We start from the raw sequence: 17758 nt of genomic DNA on the forward strand, positions 1-17758 counted from the left end.
GGTCAAACCCCCGGACGGGCGGCCGAGGGCGGCGTGCGGGGGAGCGCGCGGGTCAGCAGCGCGACGGGATCGCTGCCCACCCTGGTCACCACCAGCGCCATCTCGGCGGCGCCCCGCACGGTGTCCCGGCCGGTGCCGCGGGCCGTGCGGCGGCCGCCGAAGCCGAGGTCGCGCCGCAGCCGGTCGACGTCGACCGCCGAGCCCCGCTTCTTGACGGTCAGCGCGCCCACCTCGCGGCGGCGCAGCTCCGCCCGCAGCCGCTTCACCGAGAACGGCAGGACGTCCTCGACCTCGTACGCGGACGCGAACGGCGTCGGGCGCAGCTCGTCGGACGTCACGTAGGCGATCCTCGGGTCGGCCAGACCGCCGCCGACCAGCTCCGCGACCTCCGCGACCAGGTGGGCCCGGATCACGGCCCCGTCAGGCTCGTAGAGGTAGCGGCCCCACGGGCGCACGTCCGGATCGTCCAGGCCGCGCGGGGTCAGCGTCGCCACGCCGGATCCCGTATCGGACGAGAGCGGGGCGTCGGACGAGAGCAGGGTGGCGCGGCGGCCCACGTCCCCGGCGAGGTCGCCGAGCCACAGGGCGGCCTCCTTCACGTCCCCCGCCACCGACACCCACTCGGCTTCGGCGCCGTCCGGGACGGCCTCGTGCGGGATGCCGGGCGCGACCTTCACACAGGCGGCCGGTACCCGTCCCGCCAGATCCAGGACGGTGTCGAGCGGTGGTTCATATGAGCGGGGATCGAAGACACGGCCCCGCGCGGTACGCCGTCCTGGATCGGCGAAGACCGTCGCATACCCGTCCGGGCTCTCCTTGGTGGCGTCATCCACCCGTACGGACGCGAGACCGTCCAGTCCTAGCGAGGCCACATTGGCCCTCGCCACCTCCGCCGTCAGCGGGTCGAGCTCCACGCCCTCCCCGGCGAGACCGGCCCGCGCCCGCGCGATCAGGTCCGCGCCTATCCCGCAGCCCAGTTCCAGCGTCACACCGGACGGTTCATAGGCCGCGAACCGGCGGGCGCGGTGGGCGGCCACGCTCGCACGGGTGGACTGTTCGAGCCCGGCCTGCGTGAAGTACATCCGGTGGGCGTCAGGGCCGAATTTGGCCACCGCGCGTTCGCGCAACCGCACCTGGGTCAGCGCGGCCGAGACCAGCCCGGCGTCGTGCCGCTCGCGGAGCCGCGAGGCGGTGGTGAGCAGGCCGTCCTCGCTCACGTCCGCGGCGGCGGCCTCGTCCAGGACGGCCTGGCCGGCGGGGGTCAGCAGGTCCAGGAGCGACGCGATGTCCATAGGGTGGAAGTTATCGGCCCGTGAACGGCGTGCGACCGGCCAGGACGGTCCGGTCGGTGGCTCCGTGTCCGTGTTGACGGGGTACCGAGCACGGCATAGTCTCCGACTGGCACTCTCCACGCGAGAGTGCCAACACAGCGACGAAGGTCGGTCTGGCACCCGCGACGGCAGGCCGGTCCAGGGTCGCCTCTTCTGTCACATGTGCTGGTCGGCCCACTAAGGCCGGCCGAGGACCAATCGAAGGGGAGGTCAGATCGTGACGACCGCCACCAAGGTTGTTCTCAAGCCGCTAGAGGACCGCATCGTCGTCCAGCCGCTTGAGGCCGAGACCACCACCGCGTCGGGCCTGGTGATTCCGGACACCGCCAAGGAGAAGCCCCAGGAGGGCACCGTCCTGGCCGTGGGCCCGGGTCGTGTCGACGACAAGGGCGAGCGCGTCCCCGTCGACGTCAAGGTCGGCGAGGTCGTGCTCTACAGCAAGTACGGCGGCACCGAGGTCAAGTACAACGGCGAGGACTACCTCGTCCTCTCGGCCCGCGACGTGCTCGCGGTCATCGAGAAGTAATCACCGAGACGTGATGCACCCGCCCCGGTCGGCGCCGCCTTCGGCGGGGCGGCCGGGGCGGATCGCGTGAAAGAGGAGTATCCGCATGGCGAAGATCCTGGAGTTCGAGGAGGACGCTCGCCGGGCTCTTGAGCGCGGCGTCAACGCTCTCGCGGACGCCGTCAAGGTGACGATCGGCCCGCGTGGCCGCAACGTCGTCATCGACAAGAAGTTCGGCGCGCCGACGATCACCAACGACGGCGTCACCATCGCCCGCGAGGTGGAGCTGGAGGACCCGTACGAGAACCTCGGGGCCCAGCTCGCCAAGGAAGTGGCGACCAAGACCAACGACATCGCGGGCGACGGCACCACCACGGCGACCGTCCTCGCGCAGGCGATGGTCAGGGAGGGCACCCGCAACGTGGCGGCCGGCGCGTCGCCGCTGAGCCTGAAGCGCGGCATCGACGCGGCCGCCCAGTACGTGTCCGACCAGCTCCTGAAGACGGCCCGCGAGGTCGAGGAGAAGGGCGAGATCGCGCACGTCGCGACGATCTCCGCCCAGGACGGGCAGATCGGCGAGCTGATCGCCGAGGCGTTCGAGAAGGTCGGCAAGGACGGCGTCATCACCGTCGAAGAGGCCCACACCATGGGCCTTGAGCTGGAGTTCACCGAGGGCCTCCAGTTCGACAAGGGCTATCTGTCGCCGCACATGGTCACCGACGCCGAGCGCATGGAGGCCGTCCTGGAGGACGCCTACGTGCTCATCGTGGACGGCAAGATCTCCAACGTGCAGGAGTTCCTGCCGCTGGCGGAGAAGGTCGCCCAGACCAAGAAGCCGCTGCTCGTGGTGGCCGAGGACGTCGAGGGCGAGGCCCTCGCGCTGCTGGTCGCCAACAAGATCCGCGGCACGTTCACCTCCGTCGCGGTCAAGGCGCCGGGCTTCGGCGACCGCCGCAAGGCGATGCTGGGCGACATGGCCACCCTGACCGGCGGCCAGGTCGTCAGCGAGGCCATCGGCCTCAAGCTGGACGGCATCGGCCTGGAGGACCTCGGCCGCGCCCGCCGGATCACCGTCACCAAGGACGCCACCACCATCGTCGACGGTGAGGGCTCCGGGGACGAGATCACGGCGCGGATCAACCAGATCAAGGTCGAGATCGACAACTCCGACTCCGACTGGGACCGCGAGAAGCTGCAGGAGCGCCTGGCCAAGCTGGCCGGCGGGGTCTGCGTGCTGCGCGTCGGCGCCGCCACCGAGGTGGAGCTGAAGGAGAAGAAGCACCGCCTGGAGGACGCCATCTCGGCGACCCGCGCGGCGATCGAGGAGGGCATCGTGGCCGGCGGCGGCAGCGCCCTGGTGCACGTGGCCAAGGACGGGTTCGCCAGCCTCGGCCTGACCGGCGACGAGGCCACCGGCGCGGAGGCCGTCCGCCGCGCGCTGGTCGAGCCGCTGCGCTGGATCTCCGAGAACGCCGGCCAGGAGGGCTACGTCGTCGTCTCCAAGGTGCAGGAGCTGCAGCCGGGCCACGGCTACAACGCCGCCACCGGCGAGTACGGCGACCTGGTCGCCCAGGGCGTCATCGACCCGGTGAAGGTCACCCGGTCGGCGGTCACCAACGCCGCCTCGATCGCGGGCATGCTGCTCACCACCGAGGCGCTCGTGGTCGAGAAGCCCGAAGAGGCCGACGAGTCCGCCGGCGGCGGTCACGGTCACGGCCACGGTCACGGCCACTGACCGTCCGCGGTCACGGCCACTGACCGTCCGCGGTCACGGCCACTGATCGTCCGGCGGCCCCGGGAAGGGCGAGCGGCTCGCCCGTCCCGGGATCGCCAGGCCCCCATCCGGTTCTCCGGGTGGGGGCCTCGCCCTTTCGGGCGCCCGGCGGCGGACGGGACTCACGCGCTGTTCGCTGCTGTCAGCGGAGCGGAAGGGCGCGAAATCCGGCACGCTCGGCAAGCGTTCGACCGCGTTGTGTAGTATCCGCAGGGTTGTCCCAGCACTGTGACCATTCCGTTGTCGTCGCCAGTGGAGACACGCCCGGCGCCGCTGGGCATCATGCTTGACGTGACCGAGGGATGCTACGCCGGGACAGTGACCGCGCGCGCTACCGAACCCTCGGGGGGGCCAGCCCCTCCACCACCCCGCGACACCGGCCGCGGGGTACGGGTACTGCGCGCGGCAAAAGCCGACGAAGGCGATCTCAAGGAACTGACGACACTTGCCGTCCAGGGCGACCCGGGGGCCATCGAGGTCCTCATCGGCGAGGTCCGCCCCATGGTGGTCCGCTACTGCCGTGCCCGGCTCGGCCGGGTGTCGGGTCAGTACCACATCGCCGACGACGTGGCCCAGGAGGTCTGCATAGCCGTTCTGTCGGCCCTGCCCCGCTACCGGGACATGGGCCGGCCCTTCGCGTCCTTCGTCTTCGGCATCGCCGCCCACAAGATCGCCGACGCCCTGCGCAGCGCGGTCCGCGCGGCCGTGCCCACCGAGGACCTCCCGGACGGTCCCGACGACCGCCCGGGGCCCGAGGAGACGGTGGTGCGCTACATCGAGGCGCAGCGCGCCCGCGACCTGCTGACGCGTCTGCCCGCCCACCAGCGGGAGCTGGTGCTGCTGCGGGTCGTGGCGGGCCTGTCGGCGGAGGAGACCGGTAATGTACTGGGCATGTCCGCGGGTGCGGTACGGGTCGCGCAGCACCGGGCTCTGGCCCGGCTTCGGGCGATGGCCAGAGAGGAGTCGATCGCTTGACGGAGCGGAGCCCTGGGGCCCCGGATCCGGCCGAGCCTTCGCGCTCCGGCGATGCCCCGCCGCCGGGGAGCCCGCCGGCCGCCCCGGCGGCCACCCTGTTCGCGGACCTCAGCGCGGTGCGCGGTACCGACGCGATCATCGAGGCCCTGGCGGAGCGGCGCGCTGCCGCCTCCACGGCCGCTTCTGAGCCCGCCTCCACGGCCGGTTCCGAGGCGGCCCGCGCGGGCGGGGCCCAGCGTCCGGCCGACGAGTCCGACCCCGCCGTGCGGCTCCTGCGCGCGCTCGTCACCGACGTGGACGAGCCCGCGCCCGGACGCGAGGCCCCCGAACCCGGGCCCGCGCCGTCCGGCCCCGGCTCCCGGCGCCGCGGTTCCCGCACGATCGTGGCCCTGGGCGTGGCCGGGGCCGTGCTGGCCAGCACGGGCGTCGCCGCGGCGGGCGGCGGCCTCGCCGACCACTCCGCCGCGCAGCCGCCGAGCGCGGCGGGCGTCGCGGAGGAGCCCGACAGGCCGTCGTCCCGCGAGCCCGGCGAGGACACCGACGTCGCCAGCCGCGACCGGCCCGCGCCCGCCCGTCCCGCCGAGCCGCCGAGCCGTCCCGTCGACGAGCCTGACCGTCCCGCCACCACGAACTCCGGCGGGGCCCCGGGCCGCGCCGACTACGAGCGGTTCAAGCAGCGGCTGGGGCACCTGTTCCCGCCCCAGTCCCGCAATCGCCCGCCGGACGGCCCGGGCATCCCGGGGCGCCCGGGCGACGGCCCCGAGTTCGCCGGGCCGCCCGACGACAACCCCCGCCGCCTGGACGACATCCGCAAGCACACCCGCAAGCGCATCGACCGGTACCACCGCCAGTACGACCCCCGCTGGGGCCGGCGCGACTGACCCCGCGAAACACCGGTGGTCCCGCGAAACTCCGGCAGGACGTCAGCGGGGTGTCACTCGCTCTCGCGGCCCTCTTCGCTGTCGATCACGCCGTCGACGTAGCCTCGGGCGTACTCCCAGCTCACGTAGTCGACCGGGTCGGGTGACAGGGCGGGTTCGTGCACCCGGGGCAGGCCCTGGTCGAGCAGGTGGCGCAGGTTGCCGTGCAGCAGGTCCCAGTCGATGTAGTGCAGCTTGCCGCAGTCGCCGCAGTCGACGGTGAGGCCCCGTACGCCGAGCGGCTCCAGGAGGGCCCGGAAGACCTCCAGGTCGGCGAGATCGGCCAGCACGTCCTCCCGCTCCGCCACGCTGAGCGGGGCGGCCTCCTCGTCGGGGTCGCCGAGCGACGCCGCCGGATCCTCCGGATCTCCGGCGAACGGGTCGAGCGGGGCATCGTCGTGCACGGTCCCACGCTACTGCGCGACGCGCCGCCAGGTGCACCCCCGGCCTCTCCTGTGCACGAACAATCATCCAGTGTTGCCTCCGGGAACGCCCTTCCCACGCCCTACCATGGGGACAGGGTCGCCGTGACCTGGCCGGATACCGCCACCTCTATGGGAAGGTAGTCATGAACCCCGCAGCCGAGCCCGCCAAGTTCCTCCCGCAGGGCCTGACCTTCGACGACGTGCTCCTGCTGCCGGGGTACTCCGACCTCCAGCCCGGCGAGGCCGACACCTCGACCCGGCTGACGCGCGAGATCTCGCTGCGGATTCCCCTGGTTTCGGCGGCGATGGACACGGTGACCGAGGCCCGCACGGCGGTGGCGATGGCCCGGCAGGGCGGCATCGGCGTGCTGCACCGCAACATGGCGATCGAGGAGCAGGCCGAGCAGGCCGACCGGGTCAAGCGGTCCGAGGCCGGGATGATCAGCAAGCCGGTCACCTGCCTGCTGGACGCGACGCTCGCCGACGTCGAGGAGCTGTGCGCCCGCTACCGGATCTCCGGCGTGCCCGTCACGGACGTGCGGGGCGTGCTGGTCGGCATCGTCACCAACCGCGACATGCGCTTCGAGACCGACCTCTCGCGCCCGGTGCGCGAGGTCATGACCCCGATGCCGCTGATCACCGCGCCGGTGGACGTCACCCGCGAGGAGGCGTTCCGGCTGCTGGCGGGCAAGAAGGTCGAGAAGCTCCCCCTGGTGGACGGGGAGGGCCGGCTGAAGGGCCTGATCACCACCAAGGACTTCACCAAGAGCGAGCAGTACCCCGACTCCACCAAGGACGCCGACGGGCGGCTGCTCGTCGCGGCGGCGGTGGGCGTCGGCGAGGACGCGATCCGCCGGGCCCGGGCGCTGATCGAGGCGGGCACCGACGTGATCATCGTGGACACGGCGCACGGCCACTCCAAGGGCGTCGCCGACACGATCGCCGCGATCAAGGCGAACGCGCGGGTCCAGGTCGTCGGCGGCAACGTGGCCACCCAGGCGGGCGCCAAGGTCCTGGTCGACGCCGGCGCCGACGCCGTCAAGGTCGGGGTGGGCCCCGGCTCGATCTGCACCACCCGCGTCGTCGCGGGCGTGGGCGTCCCGCAGATCACAGCGATCTTCGAGGCCGCCCGCGCGGCCCGCGAGGCGGGCGTGCCGGTGATCGGCGACGGCGGCGTCCAGTACTCCGGCGACATCGCCAAGGCCCTGGTCGCGGGCGCCGACACGGTGATGCTCGGCAGCCTGCTGGCCGGCATCGAGGAGTCGCCCGGCGAGCTGATCTTCGTCCACGGCAAGCAGTACAAGTCGTACCGCGGGATGGGCTCGCTCGGCGCGATGCGCAACCGCGAGCGCGGCGCCTCCTTCTCCAAGGACCGCTACGCCCAGGCCGACGTCACCAGCGAGGAGAAGCTGATCCCCGAGGGCGTCGAGGGCCAGGTGCCCTACCGGGGCCCGCTCGCCAACGTCGCCCACCAGCTCGTCGGGGGCCTGCACCAGTCGATGTGGTACGCGGGCACCCGCACGATCCCCGAGCTCCAGGAGCGCGGCCAGCTCATGCGGATCAGCCCCGCCGGGCTGCGCGAGAGCCACCCGCACGACATCCAGATGACGGTCGAGGCGCCCAACTACCAGGGCCGCTGACCGGGGGCCCGGCGCCGCGCGCCCTGACGTAAGCTCTCCCGGGGCTTGTTCTCGCCACCGGCGGGAACACTCCCGCTTGATCATCGGGCATGGCCCCGCGACCGCGCGGGGGGACGGCCCCCGGGTGGGCGAGGAAGAGGAAGAGCGCAGTGGCTGCTGAGGTGGAGATCGGCCGTGGCAAGAGCGGCCGGCGGGCGTACGCCTTCGACGACATCGGCATCGTGCCGTCGCGGCGCACGCGCGATCCGGAGGAGGTCAGCGTCGCCTGGCAGATCGACGCCTACCGCTTCGAGATGCCGCTGGTCGTCGCGCCGATGGACAGCGTCGTCAGCCCGGCCACCGCGATCGCGGTCGGCCGCCTCGGCGGCCTCGCCGTCCTCGACCTTGAGGGCCTGTGGACGCGGTACGACGACCCCGAGCCGCTGCTGGCCGAGATCGCCTCGCTGGACGACGTCCGCGCCACCCACCGGCTCCAGGAGATCTACTCCGAGCCGATCAAGGAGGAGCTGATCGGCCGCCGGATCGAGGAGATCCGCGAGGCGGGCGTGACCGTGGCGGCGCGGCTGTCGCCGCAGCGCACCGCGCAGTTCCACAAGGCCGTCATCGACGCCGGGGTCGACCTGTTCGTGATCCGCGGCACGACCGTGTCGGCCGAGCACGTGTCCGGCCGCGCCGAGCCGCTCAACCTCAAGCAGTTCATCTACGACCTGGACGTCCCGGTCATCGTCGGCGGCTGCTCCACCTACACCGCCGCGCTGCACCTGATGCGCACCGGCGCCGCGGGCGTGCTGGTCGGCTTCGGCGGCGGCTCCGGGCACACCACCCGGACCGTCCTCGGCGTGGCGGTGCCGATGGCCACCGCGGTCGCCGACGTGGCCGCCGCCCGCCGCGACTACATGGACGAGTCCGGCGGACGCTACGTCCACGTGATCGCCGACGGCGGCATGGTGAACAGCGGCGACATCGCCAAGGCGTTCGCCTGCGGCTCCGACGCGGTCATGGTCGGCTCGCCCTTCGCCCGCTCGACCGAGGCGCCCGGACGCGGCTACCACTGGGGCAGCGAGGCCCACCACGGCGACGTGCCCCGCGGCACCCGGCTCGACCTGGGGTCGATCGGGACGATGGAGCAGATCCTGAACGGCCCGTCCCACGTGGCCGACGGCTCGATGAACCTGATCGGGGCGCTCCGCCGCGCGATGGCGACCTCCGGTTACACCGAGCTCAAGGAGTTCCAGCGGGTGCAGGTGGTCGTGGCGCCGCGCCGGCTCGGCGACTGAGAGCGGGGTCACCGAGAATCGGCCGCGACCGGGGTAGACCCGTCCTTACTGTGGGGTAGGTACAGACGGTAAAAACAACCGCACTGGGGGGAATCGCGATGACGGGATCACCGGTGACCGGGCTCGGAAGCTCACGGCTCGGCCCGGCCGAACGTGCCGCCGCACTCGATCGCATGGCCCGCGAGGAGTTCGACGTAGTGGTGGTGGGCGGCGGGATCGTCGGCGCGGGCGCCGCGCTCGACGCCGCCACCCGGGGCCTTTCGGTGGCCGTGGTGGAGGCGCGCGACTTCGCGTCCGGCACGTCGTCGCGGTCGTCGAAGCTGATCCACGGCGGGCTGCGCTATCTGGAGCAGTACAACTTCGACCTGGTGCGGGAGGCGCTGACCGAGCGGGGGCTGCTGCTGCAGATCATCGCGCCGCACCTGGTACGGCCGGTGCCGTTCCTTCTGCCGACCACCCACCGGGTCTGGGAGCGCGCCTACATCGGGGCGGGCGTCGCCCTCTACGACGCGCTGGCGTTCCAGATGGGCAGCACGCGGGGCGTCCCGCACCACCGGCACCTGACCCGGCGCGGGGCGCTGCGGCTCGCTCCGTCCCTGCGCAAGGACGCCTTCACCGGGGCGATCCAGCTGTGGGACGCGCAGGTCGACGACGCCCGCTTCGTGATGATGGCGCTGCGGACGGCCGCCCAGTACGGCGCGCAGATCGCGTCCAGGACCCAGTGCCTGGGCTTCCTGCGCGAGGGCGAGCGCGTCACCGGGCTGCGCATCCGCGACCTGGAGGGCAACACGACCAGCGAGGTCCGCGCCAAGCAGGTCGTGAACGCCACCGGCGTGTGGACGGACGACATCCAGCAGCTCGTCGGCGGCCGCGGGCAGATCCACGTGAAGGCGTCCAAGGGCATCCACCTGGTCGTCCCGAAGGACCGCATCCACTCCTCCACCGGGATCCTCCTGCGCACCGAGAAGTCGGTGCTGTTCGTGATCCCGTGGGGCCGGCACTGGATCATCGGGACCACCGACACCGCCTGGGACCTGGACAAGGCGCACCCGGCCGCGTCCAAGGCCGACATCGAGTACGTCCTCGACCATGTCAACACCGTCCTCAACACCCCGCTCACGCACGACGACGTGGAGGGCGTGTACGCGGGGCTCCGCCCGCTGCTGACCGGCGAGACCGACGAGACGTCCAAGCTGTCGCGCGAGCACGTCGTCGCCCACCCCGTCCCGGGGCTGGTCCTGGTCGCGGGAGGCAAGTACACGACGTACCGGGTGATGGGCAAGGACGCCATCGACGCCGTCGCGCACGGCCTGGACGGCAAGGTCGCCGAGTCCTGCACCGACCGCATCCCGCTGGTCGGCGGCGACGGCTTCCAGGCCATGTGGAACGCCCGGCACCGCCTCGCCACCCGCTCCGGCCTGCACGTCGCCCGCATCGAGCACCTCCTGCGCCGCTACGGGACGCTGCTGGACGACTTGCTGGCGCTGATCGCCGAGAAGCCCGACCTGGGCAAGCCCCTCACCGGCTCCGACGACCACCTGCGGGCCGAGATCGTCTACGCCGCCTCGCACGAGGGCGCCCGGCACCTCAACGACGTGCTGGCCCGCCGCACCCGCATCTCGATCGAGACGTGGGACCGCGGCGTCGGCGTCGCCCAGGAGGCCGCCGACCTGCTCGGCCCCGTCCTCGGCTGGTCCAAGAAGCAGCGGGACCGGGAGATCGAGTACTACCGCAAGCGGGTGGAGGCGGAGCGCGCGTCCCAGACGCAGGTCGGCGACCAGGAGGCCGACGCGCACCGCCGCGGCGCCCCCGACATCGTCCCCATCGCCACGCCGTAGCCCGCCCGGGGCCGCCTCGGGTTCGCCTCAGGTTCCCTCGGGTTCGCCTTGGGTTCCCTTGGGTTCGTCCCGGTTCGCCCGGACGGTCAGGTGATGGCGCGGCCCAGCATCAGGGCGATCCCGGTCGAGTAGAGCTCGGCCGGGACCCGCTCGGGGTCGAGCAGGTGCTGGAAGGCGAGCCCGAGGTCGAGGGCCATGGCGAGCGCGGCGCGTTCGGCCGGGGCGACCCCGTCGGCGTCGTCCAGGCCCCCCGCCAAGTGGGCGCGCCGCTCGGCGTACCAGTCGGCGATGCGCCAGCCCGCGGCGTAGTCGCGCATGCCGTACAGCCAGAACTCCATCAGCAGCAGCGCGAGCAGCCGGGCGCGGTCGCCGGAGTGGGTGCGCGCGTAGACGCGTCCGGTGCGCTCGGAGTCCTCCTCGCCGTCCTGCTCTGCGGCGCTGAGCTCGTCGCAGACCTTCGTGCAGGCCCGGTCGCGGGTGAAGCGTTCGAGGAGCGCCAGGAGCAGGTCGGTCTTGCCCGCGAAGTTGGAGTAGACCGCGCCCTTGGTGAGCCCGGCCGCCGCCGCGATGTCGTCCAGCGAGGCGCCGTGGATGCCGCGCTCGGCCCAGAGCCGTTCGGCGGCGCCGAGCAGCGCGGTGCGCGTCTGCTCGCGCCGGCCTCCCACGGGAGCGCCGGCGCGCCGGGCCCGCCCGGACCCGCCGCCTCGGGCCTCGGCAGGGCCGCCGCCTCGGGTCTGCCCGGGGCCGCTGTCGCCCTGGGCGCCCGCGGGGCCGCCGCCGCCCGCATCGCCACCCTCGGGCCGATGGCCGCCGTGGGCGTCGTTCATGCGCACTCCCCTTCGTATGAGGCGCGTTCCCCGGCTTCCGGGCGTGCGGCAGCGGACACCCGGGAGCCGGCGGGAAACGGACGCCGGTTTCTCCTCCTGGTTCCCGGGATACACCGGCTGGACATGGTCAATCCGCGAGTTCCCCAACTCCACCCGGCTTGGAACGGTCCGTTCGGAGATGCGGCCGCACGCCGGGCCGGAAAACCGGGACAGGCCACGGCATACCGCGACAAGCGCCTCATTACTTGCGGGTAGCCAAGAGTGGCCGGGGGGTCATATTCTGCGTGCATGGCATCCCCGACGGTCCCTGCCAAAGGCGCGGCAGAGCACACGCTCCCCTCGACCCTGATCGACCGGCTGGTCTCCCATATCGCCTCGGACGGCGCGGACGCGGCCACGATCCCCAGCCCGTTCACGGGCGAGCCCCTCGCGACCGTCCCGCTCTCCAGCGCCGGGGACGTCCGCAAGGCCCACGACCGGGCCCGCGAGGCGCAGCGCGCCTGGGCGGCGCGGCCCGTCGCCGAGCGGGTCAAGCCCTTCCTGCGGCTCGCGGACGCGTTGGTGGACCGGCGCGCGGAGATCCTCGACATCATCCAGCTGGAGACCGGCAAGGCCCGCCGCCACGCGATGGAGGAGTTCCTCGACGTGGCGCTGTGCTCGCTCTACTACGCGCGCCGCGCCGGGCGGCTGCTGAAGCCGCGCCGCCGCCAGGGCATGATGCCGGGCCTCACCCGCGTCCAGGAACTGCGGCACCCGAAGGGCGTCGTCGCCCTGATCGCCCCCTGGAACTACCCGTTCGCGCTCGGTGCCAGCGACATCGCGCCCGCGCTGATGGCCGGGAACGCGGTGGTCCACAAGCCCGACACCCAGACGTGCCTGTCCAGCCTGTGGGTGCTGGACCTGCTGGTCGCCCTCGGCCTCCCGCGCGACCTGTGGCAGGTCGTCGTCGGCGACCCGTCCGAGATCGGCGACCCGCTGATCGAGGGCGCCGACTACGTCTCCTTCACCGGCTCCACCCGCGGCGGCAAGGCCATCGCCGAGAAGGTCGCGCCGCGCCTGGTCGGCTACTCGCTGGAGCTCGGCGGCAAGAACCCGATGATCGTCATGGCGGACGCCGACGTCGAGCGCACCGCCCGCGGCGCCGTCCGCGCCTGCTTCACCAACGCCGGGCAGCTGTGCATCTCGGTCGAGCGGCTGTACGTGCACGAGGACGTCTACGACCGGTTCGTCCCGCGGATGGTCGAGCTGGCCAAGAGGATGCGGCTCGGCACCGGGCTCGACTTCGGGGCCGACATGGGCTCGCTGACCTACCCGCGCCAGTTGGAGGCCGTTACCCGGCACGTCGACCAGGCCGTCAAGGAGGGCGCGACCGTCCTCGCAGGCGGCAGGGCCCGCCCCGACATCGGCCCGCTGTTCTACGAGCCGACGATCCTCGCGGACGTCACCCGCGACATGGACCTGTGCGCGAACGAGACGTTCGGCCCGGTCGTCGCGGTCTACAAGTACCGCGACGAGGACGAGGCCATCGCCCGCGCCAACGACACCCCGTACGGGCTGAACGCCTCGGTGTGGACCAAGGACGTCGCGCGGGGCCGCCGCGTCGCCGCCCGGATCCAGGCCGGCACCGTCAACGTCAACGACGGGTACGGCGCCGCCTACGCCTCCTATGACGCGCCGATGGGCGGCATGAAGCAGTCAGGCGTCGGACGCCGCCACGGCGCCGAGGGCCTGCTGAAGTTCACCGAGGCCCAGACCGTCGCCAGCCAGCACCTCATCGACCTCGAACCCCCCGGCGCCATCGGCTACGACACCTTCGCCGACCTGATGGCCACCGGCATCAAGGTCATGAAGAAGCTGCGGATCAAGTAGTGACCGCCTGTGAAGGCCGCGGATCAAGTGGGGACCGCCTGTGAAGGCCGCGGATCAAGTGGGGACCGCCTGTGAAGGCCGCGGATCAAGTGGGGACCGCCCGTGAAGGCTGCGGATCGAGTAGGGATCGCCTGTGAAGCATGACTTCGACGTCCTCGTCGTCGGGTCGGGGTTCGGCGGCAGCGTCTCGGCGCTGCGGCTGACCGAGAAGGGGTACAAGGTCGGGATCATCGAGGCGGGCCGCCGCTTCGACACCAACCCGACCGGCGCGCCAGGCTCCCGCTACCCCGAGCTCCCCAAGACGAACTGGCGTGTCGCCCGCTACCTCTGGGCGCCCGCGCTCGGCCTCACGGGCATGCAGCGGATCCACCTCGTCCGCGGCGCCAAGGCCAGCCGGGTCATGGTCATGGCCGGCGCGGGCGTCGGCGGCGGGTCCCTCAACTACGCCAACACGCTGTACGTGCCGCCCGAGCCGTTCTTCAAGGACCGGCAGTGGGCGCACATCACCGACTGGCAGGACGAGCTCGCCCCCTACTACGAGCAGGCCAAGCGGATGCTCGGCGTCGTCCGGAACCCGACCGTCACCGAGGCCGACAAGGTCATGAAGAAGGTCGCCGACCGGATGGGCAAGGGCCACACGTTCGTCCGGACCCCGGTCGGCGTCTTCTTCGGGCGCGGCGCCGGCATCGAGAGCGCCGACCCGTACTTCGGCGGCGCGGGCCCGCGCCGCCGCGGCTGCCTGGAGTGCGGCGAGTGCATGGTCGGCTGCCGCCACGGCGCCAAGAACATGCTCACCGAGAACTACCTGTACCTGGCCGAGAAGGCCGGCGCGCGCGTGATGCCGCTCAGCCGGGTCACGCAGGTGGCGCCGCTGACGGGCGGCGGGTACGCGGTGGAGATCGTCCGGACGGGGTCGTTCGGCCGCAACCGCAAGACGCTCACCGCCCAGCAGGTCGTGTTCGCCGCCGGGACGTACGGGACGCAGAAGCTGTTGCACAAGCTGAAGTCGACCGGCCGCCTCCCGCGCGTCTCCGACCGGCTCGGCGCGCTGACCCGCACCAACTCCGAGGCGATCCTCGGCGGTGGGCGCCGGGGCGGCATGCCGGGCCCGGACTTCTCCGAGGGCGTCGCGATCACGTCCTCGTTCCACCCGACGCCCGAGACGCACATCGAGCCCGTCCGCTACGGGCGCGGCTCGAACCTCCTCGCGGGCCTGCAGACGCTGCTGGTGGACGGCGACCGTCCGGGCGAGGCGCACACGCCGCGCATCCGCAAGTTCGCCCGCGAGGTGGCGCGGCGGCCCCGCGACCTGCTCCAGCTCCTGGACGTCCGGCACTGGTCGGAGCGGACGGTCATCGCCCTCGTCATGCAGTCCCGCGACAACTCGATCACCCTTCACCCGAGGAAGGGCCCGTTCGGGTGGGACGTGCGGGCGTCCGCCGGGCACGGCGAGCCGAACCCGACCTGGATCGCCGAGGGCCACGAGGCCACCCGGCTGATCGGCGAGGAGATCGGCGGCATCGCGGGCGGCACCTGGGGCGACCTGTTCGACATCCCCATGACGGCGCATTTCCTCGGCGGCTGCGCGATCGGCGACTCGGCCGAGACCGGCGTCATCGACCCCTACCACCGCGTCTACGGGCATGCGGGCCTGCACGTCGTGGACGGCTCGGCGGTGTCGGCCAACCTCGGCGTCAACCCGTCCCTGACGATCACGGCGCAGGCCGAGCGGGCGATGTCGCTGTGGCCGAACCGTGGCGAGGAAGACCCGCGTCCGGAACTGGGTCACGGTTACCGGCGGGTCGCCGCCGTCCCGCCCAAGAATCCGGTGGTCCCCGCCGACGCCCCGGCGGCCCTGCGCCTCCCGATCGTCGACATCACCTGATCGAACGGGTTCAGCGGGTTCAGCGGGTTCGGCGGGTTCGGCGTGGAAGGTCTCGAACGTCGTGACACTCCGTAATCGAGCGGGCCCGGGTGGGGGGCGTTCGGCGTCCTTAGGGTGCGTCCATGCACATCGCATTGGCGAACACCCCCCTCGCCCTTGTCCCCTTCGCCCTCGCCCCTCTCGTCCTCGTCCCCCTTGGCCTGTCGGCCGCTCCGGCGCGGGCCGAGGCGCCCCCGGAAGTCCTGCCGATGACCGCGGAGCTGCGCCGCGAGCTGGCGCGGATCTACGAGCACGACCACAACCCCGGCCACTACCACGACCTCGTCGTGGAAGAGCGGGGAGCCCACTACGGACGGATCGGTAACCGTTACTACGCGGTACTGTCCCTCTGGTATCGGGACAGCCCCACCAAGAACACCGACGCCGGCACCGCGTTCACCGCGTCCGGTCCGAAGCGGCACTGGGCCGTCAGCATGGTGGACGGCGCGTACGATCCGTGCGCGCGTCCGGCGCCGGAGCGGCTGATGCGTGCCTGGGGCATGCGGGTGGCCAAGTGCTCCGGCGCCGGTGCGCGTCCTGGACGTACGGCCGGCCTGTCAGGCTGAACGTCCGGCTGGGTCAGGCGCGGTAGGCGGCCCACTGGTCGCGCATGCGCTGCGCCTGGCCCGTCGTGAACTCGGTCATGCACGAGTCGTAGCTGTAGTCCATGTAGTTGTGGATCGGGTCGGCTCCGGGCGACGAGCAGGTGTTGCGTCCGGTCGGGCAGCCCTGGGCGGGACTCTGCTCGGCCGGGGTGTCGGCGACCGAGTCGCCCTGGCCACTACAGCCGCCCTGGAACGTGTGGTAGAGCCCCAGCCAATGGCCGATCTCATGGGTCCCGGTGTCGCCCTCGTTGTAGTTGCCGAGGGAGCCGCCCGGCAGGCTCTGGTAGTGCACGACCACACCGTCCAACTTGGGCTGTGAGCGGTACTGGCTCGGGAACGTGGCCCAGCCGAGCAGGCTCGCGCCGAGGTCGGCCGTGTAGAAGTTCAGGTCCTGCGCGCCGCCGACGCGCAGGGCGTTCTTCATCTGGCTCTCGTTGCCCTCCGGGTCGGAGAACCAGGCCGCGTTGTTCGTCCGCTTGATCTCGGCGAGCGTGAACGACACGCCGCTTGAGGCGTAGGCCGTGTTGAGGACGTCCACCTGCCGGTTGAGCGTCGCGTCGGGGATGTTGCCCGCGCTCCCGTAGACGACCTGGAAGTGCACCCGCACGGTGATGGCGGCGGTCGTCGTCCGTCCGGCCGTGGCGAGCCGTCCGATGCGATCGTGGAAGTCCTTCTCCATCGCTGCGACCTTGGCGTCGCCGGGCTGGTTGGGCTCGGTGACGTGCGCGCCCGCGCGGACGCGGGCCTGCGCGGGTCGGCCGTGCTCCGGGGCGCATCGGTCGGTCTGAGCGGACGCGGCGGGGGTGGCGGCGGGTGCGTAGGCCGTGAACATGGCGAGCATGCCCACGGCGGTGGCGATTCCAGCGCGTTTCATGGAACTCCTTGGGGGTGACGCGCGGTGGGGACGCGCGCATGGGGAGCGGAGTCGTCGCTGGAACCAGAGTGATTGCCAAGGATTGCCACGTCTCTGGCAATCCTGGACGAATAGGGACAGTCAACGCTGAAATCGGCGCCATAGAACAAGGCGTCAGAGGCGGGGCGTAGCGTGATCCGCATGGACGTCGAAGGGGAGGCGGCGCGGATCCTGGCAGAGCTGCGCGCCCAGGCCGACCCGGCGCGGGCCGAGTCGGAGCGGAGCTACCTCAAGAGCGACTTCACTCACCTCGGCGTGCCCGTCCCGGCGCTGCGCAAGGTGGCGGTGTCGGCCGTCCGCAGGGCGCCCACGCGCACTGACCTGCTCGCGCTCGCCGAGACGCTGTGGGCGACGGCCGATGGAGGCCGTCCCGTCCACGAGGCGCGGATGGCGGCCGTCGAGGTCCTGGCCAAGCGCGCGGCCTTGCTGGAGCCCGGCGACGTGGGCGTGGCCGAAAGGCTCGTCCGCGACTCGACCAGCTGGGTGTACGTGGACCACCTCGCGGAGAAGGTGGTCGGCGCGCTCGTCCTACGGCACCCCGAACTGGGCGCCGTCCTGGACGCGTGGGTCCACGACCCCTACATGTGGATCCGGCGCACGGCCGTGCTGGCGCTGCTACCAGGCGTCCGGTCGGGCGCCCCCGACCTGGAGCGGATCTCCCGCTTCGGCGACGAGCTGATCGAGGAGACCGAGTTCTTCATCCGCAAAGCCCTGGGCTGGGTGCTGCGGGAGCTGTCCAAGAAAGACCCTGCCTGGGTGACGGCCTGGGTCAGCGCCCGTGTGGCCACCATCTCAGGCGTGACGATCCGCGAGGCCGTCCGCCGCCTACCACCCGCCGACGCCGAGACCCTCCTCACCGCCTACCGGCCCTGACACGCCAAGCGTCCCCTGCCGTACCCACCACGCACCGGACAGAACGGAGCGGCGCTCAGCGA

Annotated in this window: 15 protein-coding genes; 11 read left to right on the top strand and 4 right to left on the bottom strand. The window is 72.3% G+C overall.

Translation table 11 applies throughout. The features are described 5' to 3' along the window. Window positions 1-2 precede the first annotated feature (2 nt). Window positions 3-1292 (bottom strand): class I SAM-dependent methyltransferase, encoded by a 1290-nt coding sequence (locus E1298_RS05940; RefSeq protein ID WP_131889746.1) that lies wholly within the window; start codon window positions 1290-1292, stop codon window positions 3-5. A gap of 256 nt (window positions 1293-1548) precedes the next feature. Between E1298_RS05940 and groES the strand changes: the two genes are divergently transcribed. From groES to E1298_RS05960, 4 genes are all read left to right on the top strand, one after another. Next, window positions 1549-1857, top strand: coding sequence for a co-chaperone GroES (gene groES / locus E1298_RS05945; protein ID WP_089314894.1), 309 nt, complete (start codon window positions 1549-1551; stop codon window positions 1855-1857). A gap of 85 nt (window positions 1858-1942) precedes the next feature. Then, a complete protein-coding gene (gene groL / locus E1298_RS05950) occupies window positions 1943-3571 on the top strand; it encodes a chaperonin GroEL (protein WP_131889748.1) in 1629 nt (542 codons plus the stop codon). A gap of 321 nt (window positions 3572-3892) precedes the next feature. After that, window positions 3893-4585, top strand: coding sequence for a sigma-70 family RNA polymerase sigma factor (locus E1298_RS05955; RefSeq protein ID WP_424923070.1), 693 nt, complete (start codon window positions 3893-3895; stop codon window positions 4583-4585). Next, complete coding sequence (locus tag E1298_RS05960) at window positions 4582-5466, top strand: hypothetical protein (protein ID WP_131889750.1); 885 nt, start codon at window positions 4582-4584, stop codon at window positions 5464-5466. Before E1298_RS05955 ends, E1298_RS05960 begins: the two co-directional genes overlap by 4 nt. Window positions 5467-5519: 53 nt before the next feature. On the opposite strand, the gene E1298_RS05965 is transcribed toward E1298_RS05960, so the two are convergent. Further along, complete coding sequence (locus E1298_RS05965; RefSeq protein ID WP_131889752.1) at window positions 5520-5909, bottom strand: DUF5319 domain-containing protein; 390 nt, start codon at window positions 5907-5909, stop codon at window positions 5520-5522. A gap of 164 nt (window positions 5910-6073) precedes the next feature. On the opposite strand from E1298_RS05965, the gene guaB reads away from it, so the two are divergent. The 3 genes from guaB to glpD all read left to right on the top strand — a co-directional run bounded on the left by guaB (window position 6074) and on the right by glpD (window position 10685). Next, window positions 6074-7570 carry an IMP dehydrogenase gene (guaB, locus tag E1298_RS05970; protein ID WP_131889754.1) on the top strand — a complete coding sequence of 499 codons (1497 nt, stop codon included), beginning with the start codon at window positions 6074-6076 and terminating at the stop codon, window positions 7568-7570. A gap of 161 nt (window positions 7571-7731) precedes the next feature. Beyond that, complete coding sequence (locus E1298_RS05975; protein WP_131889788.1) at window positions 7732-8847, top strand: GuaB3 family IMP dehydrogenase-related protein; 1116 nt, start codon at window positions 7732-7734, stop codon at window positions 8845-8847. 98 nt (window positions 8848-8945) lie between these two features. Beyond that, a complete protein-coding gene (gene glpD / locus E1298_RS05980; RefSeq protein WP_131889756.1) occupies window positions 8946-10685 on the top strand; it encodes a glycerol-3-phosphate dehydrogenase in 1740 nt (579 codons plus the stop codon). Between the two features lie 86 nt (window positions 10686-10771). Here glpD and E1298_RS05985 read toward each other — a convergent pair whose 3' ends face one another. Next, on the bottom strand, window positions 10772-11512 hold the full coding sequence (locus tag E1298_RS05985) for a TetR/AcrR family transcriptional regulator (RefSeq protein WP_131889758.1): 741 nt from the start codon (window positions 11510-11512) through the stop codon (window positions 10772-10774). 288 nt (window positions 11513-11800) lie between these two features. Here E1298_RS05985 and E1298_RS05990 point away from each other — a divergent pair, with 288 nt between their 5' ends. The 3 genes from E1298_RS05990 to E1298_RS06000 all read left to right on the top strand — a co-directional run bounded on the left by E1298_RS05990 (window position 11801) and on the right by E1298_RS06000 (window position 15871). Then, window positions 11801-13381 carry a succinic semialdehyde dehydrogenase gene (locus tag E1298_RS05990; RefSeq protein ID WP_131889760.1) on the top strand — a complete coding sequence of 527 codons (1581 nt, stop codon included), beginning with the start codon at window positions 11801-11803 and terminating at the stop codon, window positions 13379-13381. 133 nt (window positions 13382-13514) lie between these two features. Continuing rightward, window positions 13515-15266 carry a GMC oxidoreductase gene (locus tag E1298_RS05995; protein ID WP_131889762.1) on the top strand — a complete coding sequence of 584 codons (1752 nt, stop codon included), beginning with the start codon at window positions 13515-13517 and terminating at the stop codon, window positions 15264-15266. 122 nt (window positions 15267-15388) lie between these two features. Beyond that, on the top strand, window positions 15389-15871 hold the full coding sequence (locus E1298_RS06000) for a hypothetical protein (RefSeq protein ID WP_131889764.1): 483 nt from the start codon (window positions 15389-15391) through the stop codon (window positions 15869-15871). A gap of 13 nt (window positions 15872-15884) precedes the next feature. On the opposite strand, the gene E1298_RS06005 is transcribed toward E1298_RS06000, so the two are convergent. Further along, window positions 15885-16784, bottom strand: coding sequence for a zinc metalloprotease (locus tag E1298_RS06005; RefSeq protein WP_131889766.1), 900 nt, complete (start codon window positions 16782-16784; stop codon window positions 15885-15887). 180 nt (window positions 16785-16964) lie between these two features. Here E1298_RS06005 and E1298_RS06010 point away from each other — a divergent pair, with 180 nt between their 5' ends. Beyond that, complete coding sequence (locus E1298_RS06010; protein ID WP_131889768.1) at window positions 16965-17696, top strand: DNA alkylation repair protein; 732 nt, start codon at window positions 16965-16967, stop codon at window positions 17694-17696. Window positions 17697-17758: the final 62 nt, after the last annotated feature.

The organism is Actinomadura rubrisoli, assembly GCF_004349215.1.
GTDB lineage: Bacteria > Actinomycetota > Actinomycetes > Streptosporangiales > Streptosporangiaceae > Spirillospora > Spirillospora rubrisoli.